The organism is Acidithiobacillus sp. TH-A36 (assembly GCF_057473445.1).
Window position 1 is genome coordinate 1 of the sequence record NZ_JBYCKP010000519.1, and the last position, 3815, is coordinate 3815.

The 3815-nt window shown below is 56.2% G+C and carries 6 protein-coding genes; 4 read left to right on the forward strand and 2 right to left on the reverse strand.

Translation table 11 applies throughout. The features are described 5' to 3' along the window. Positions 1 to 322: hypothetical protein (locus tag AC2VLY_RS13070; protein ID WP_486892662.1), on the reverse strand; the 322-nt coding region annotated here is incomplete at its 3' end. A gap of 124 nt (positions 323 to 446) precedes the next feature. On the opposite strand from AC2VLY_RS13070, the gene AC2VLY_RS13075 reads away from it, so the two are divergent. The 4 genes from AC2VLY_RS13075 to AC2VLY_RS13090 all read left to right on the forward strand — a co-directional run bounded on the left by AC2VLY_RS13075 (position 447) and on the right by AC2VLY_RS13090 (position 3025). Beyond that, the gene (locus AC2VLY_RS13075) at positions 447 to 737 is read left to right on the forward strand and encodes a CopG family ribbon-helix-helix protein (RefSeq protein ID WP_075323829.1); all 291 of its coding nucleotides are present in this window, start codon (positions 447 to 449) and stop codon (positions 735 to 737) included. After that, positions 734 to 1036: a type II toxin-antitoxin system RelE/ParE family toxin gene (locus tag AC2VLY_RS13080; protein ID WP_486892663.1), complete on the forward strand. Its 303-nt coding sequence runs from the start codon at positions 734 to 736 to the stop codon at positions 1034 to 1036. The genes AC2VLY_RS13075 and AC2VLY_RS13080 overlap by 4 nt, the downstream gene beginning before the upstream one ends. Positions 1037 to 1433: 397 nt before the next feature. Next, complete coding sequence (locus tag AC2VLY_RS13085; RefSeq protein WP_215843917.1) at positions 1434 to 1763, forward strand: helix-turn-helix transcriptional regulator; 330 nt, start codon at positions 1434 to 1436, stop codon at positions 1761 to 1763. Positions 1764 to 1777: 14 nt separating this feature from the next. Further along, positions 1778 to 3025 (forward strand): type II toxin-antitoxin system HipA family toxin, encoded by a 1248-nt coding sequence (locus AC2VLY_RS13090; RefSeq protein ID WP_486892665.1) that lies wholly within the window; start codon positions 1778 to 1780, stop codon positions 3023 to 3025. 55 nt (positions 3026 to 3080) lie between these two features. Here the strand turns inward: AC2VLY_RS13090 and AC2VLY_RS13095 are convergent. Continuing rightward, positions 3081 to 3815: tyrosine-type recombinase/integrase (locus AC2VLY_RS13095; protein ID WP_486922428.1), on the reverse strand; the 735-nt coding region annotated here is incomplete at its 5' end.

Below are 3815 nucleotides of genomic sequence, written 5' to 3' on the forward strand. Positions count from 1 at the left end.
CCTGGGGGACGACCCAGGCGCGGGAAGGCTTGCGCCAGACCCCGCGATGCTCCTGAAAAATAGCCCGGATCGCCGCAAGATGATCGGGATCGTACTGCAGAACAAAACCCACCCGTTGACCATCATGCAATATGAATTGCAGGAGGGGGGTGACCAGAGGCTTTTGCGGAGCGGCGGGGTTCATACCGAGAAAGATACCGCAAAACGGGTGGAGAATATCGCGAAAAGTACGGGTGGATGCGTGTTTCCATAACCAAACAGGGGCGTTAATACCCCGCATATAGACCACAGCGGTTGCACTCGCATCAAAGCCATCGGACACACCTGAGTGCCTCATTATTTTCAAGCAGGGCAGGGGGGTCCCCCGCAGGGCATCGGCCAGCCGGTGCAGCGCGCCTAGCATGGTGCTACGATGTATTTATCCTGTAACACATGAGGGCAACGCCATGAGCGAGTCTACCTTTACTTTCCGGGTCGATGAAGCACTGAAATCCGAGTTCTCCACCGCAGCCAAAAACCGCGATCGCAACGCCGCGCAGCTCCTACGCGACTTCATGCGCGACTTCGTTCGGCAGCAGCAGGAAGCCGCCGAGCATGACGCTTGGTTTCGTCGCCAGGCGCAAATCGGTCTTGACTCAGCCAATGCCGGCAATCTGATCCCAGCGGCCGAGGTCGAAGCAAAGTTCGCGGTCAAGCGGGCAGCAACACGCCGCCGACTTGAAGCCTCCGCCGAATGATGGCGTTGTTCTGGACGCCAGAGGCGACACAAGACCGCGACGAAATCTATGACTACATTGAGGCCGACAACCCAGCCGCCGCATTGGCCCTTGATGAACTGTTTGCAGAAAAGGCCGGGCGTTTGCTCGATCATCCCGGCATCGGTCGGCCTGGTCGCGTCGCAGGCACTCGCGAGCTAGTGGTCCATCAGAATTACGTCCTGATCTATGACGTTGCTGGCGACCTGGTGCGCGTGCTGCGTGTGCTACACGCTACCAGGCAGTGGCCACCCTTGCGCGTTTCATTCGCTCTTACATAGGCGAACAGGACTGCGCTGTCCTCGATGCCCAATCGTCGTTTTCCAGCTAAAGAAGGCATGTAGTTCTCGTGATTTGTCGCCATACAGCTAATATTATGGCGTTAATGTCGCAAAATGGCTCATTTAACGATTATAGGCGGTCTATCATGATCACAGTGAGACGCCCATGATCAGCCTTGATACGGTTTGACCCATCCTCACAACCGGACCAACAGCTTCTATCCGTCAGGACGTAGGATGCCGGATACAGGTTCTTCCACAGGGCCCCTACTCAAACCAAAAAACAGCGATGCGGAGCATGGATAACCGGCATCACCGTTTTTCATGAATTTGTCGTTAATCATCCATTTATGGTACTTTATGCGCAACAGTATTCTATAGATGGATAATAAACAGGGTGAAGCCATTAGCCAAAAACGCCTTGCCGCCCAAGGTGCGCAAATCTCTCAAAAAACTGGGGGAGGATTTGCGTACCGCGCGCTTGCGCAGAAATATCACGGTGGCCCAACTCGCCGAGCGCGCCGGGGTATCCCCCGGAACCATATTGCGGCTGGAAAACGGAGATCCCGGGGTGGGCATGGGTACATTGACGCTGACCTTATGGCTTCTGGGGTTGAATGATCGCATGATGCAACTAGCGGATGAGACGAAAGATGGTATTGGTCTTGCCCTAGAGGCAGAGCAGCGGCGGAAACGGGCGAGAAAAATCGTCTTCAAGGCGCAGTAATCCAGGATGTTAGCGTGAAACACGAAGATGCAGTGCACGTTTTCCTGGATGTTGCAGGAAATCCTCACCTGTTAGGTAGATTCTGGTGCCATTATCGGGGTGGCCATGAAAGCACATCGTTCGAATACGACAACGCATGGTTGACCAGTCAGATCGGGTTTCCCATCGATCCTGAGTTACCGCTACTCCCCGGCGTATATCATTCTCCGTCGCTTTTTGGTGTGTTCTCTGATGCCGCACCAGATCGATGGGGTCGGCTGTTGATGCGCAAAGGAGACCCGTCAAAACGACCGCTATTCACGTCAGATTATCTGTTGCGTGTGGATGACGGCTTACGCATGGGAGCTTTGCGGTTCCGTGTTGGCAATGGTCCTTTTTTGGCGGCCGAATCTCGGGTTCGCGTTCCGCCATTGACTGAGCTGCCGAGGCTGGTCGCTGCGGCGCAAAGGTTGGACGCAGGCAATAATGACCGGGAGATGGAGGATATCCGGTTGCTGTTGCGACCGGGCGCCTCGCTGGGTGGTGCCCATCCTAAAGCCGCCGTTATGGATAAAGAAGGATCCTTATGGATCGCCAAATTTCCCGGCGTTCACGCGGAAGACCGCTACCGTTCTCATTGGGAATACCTGTCCGTTCACTTGGCCAGACAAAGCGGTATTCACGTCCCCGATTATCGGCTGCTTCATTTGGCGGGCAATACGAGCGTTTTTTTAACGCGGCGATTCGATCGGGACGCCATTGGGCACCGCATACATTATGCGTCCGCCATGACCCTCCTCGGCGCACGCGATGGCGATACGCGATCTTATGAAGAAATAGCGGAATCGTTACGCGAACTGGCAGCTCCCGCAGAAGATGTACGGGAGCTATGGCGCCGCATGGCTTTTTCAGTATTGGTCAGCAACGTAGACGACCACCTGCGGAATCATGGCGTGCTCTGGTCGCCAGCGGCAGGATTCCGCCTGTCTCCCGCTTTTGATATCAATCCTTCGCCGCCGTCTCACGACCGGACCACGCATGGCACCACCCTACGGGTCGACGGGACAAGCACGATGGATTTCACGTCGATATGGGCGGCTGCTGGCGATTTTTTATGGAAAGAAGCCAACGCCCGCGCGGCGGTGCGACAGATGGCACAGGCGGTTGCAAACTGGGCGGAAGAAGCGAAAAAAGCGGGCATTCCCAAAGCGGAGGTGGAGCGATGGAGAGGCGCATTTGCGCATGAAGACTTTGATGCGGCGATGGATATAGGCCTGAAATAGTAGCCACTGCAGGGGCGTTTTACTTGCCGCCGCAATCATCGGGTAAATACGCTCCTCACTCCAGCAAATGCAGATATCGGCTGGTCACCACTATACTATTATGCCCCATGTTGGCCTGTACCTGGCGCAAATCCATGCCCTGCGCGAGCCACAGACTGGCGGCGGTGTGCCGTAACAGATGGGGTCCGACCTGCGGCTTATGAATCGCGGTGCGCTCAATCAGTCGCCGGATCACCAGGTACATGAATGCGGCACTTAAAGGTTTACCCTGATCGGTCAGAAACAGGGTATCCGCCGGGGACTGAATCCTACGCCTGGCGGTGAGCCAAAGCTCCATAGACTCGGCAGGCGGGGGAGGGAAGCGCACCAGTCTTTCCTTGTTACCTTTACCGATGACGCGCAGGCGTCCGGAGAGATAACCGTTCAGGGCATCGAGCCTGAAGCTGGCCGCTTCATGGGCACGCAATCCTGTGGACAGTAAAAAATCGACCAGCGCCGCATCCCGATAGCCGGCAATGGTTTCAAACCGCTTGACTTCAGTGCGGAGCTGGTCGATCTCCGCATGATCGAGAACCGGAGGCAGACGATGGGGTTTGGCACCACCGCGTCCCCCGCGACCGCCCTGGCCCCCCGTGAGGGCCCGTTCAGCGCGTTGCCGGACTTTTTCCGCGCGGAGCACTCTGGCCGGGTTAAAGGGGAAGTCCCGTGTTTTTTGCAGCCAGTCAAAAAACAGCATGAGGGCAGAGTATCGGACCATCTGTGTAGAAACCGGTGCGATGCCGTTTTTAGA

What these genes read in the sequence shown, in the direction of transcription:
- AC2VLY_RS13075 (WP_075323829.1), top strand. Translation starts at nt 447, where the DNA reads ATGAGCGAGTCTACCTTTACTTTCCGGGTCGATGAAGCACTGAAATCC.
- AC2VLY_RS13080 (WP_486892663.1), top strand. Translation starts at nt 734, where the DNA reads ATGATGGCGTTGTTCTGGACGCCAGAGGCGACACAAGACCGCGACGAA.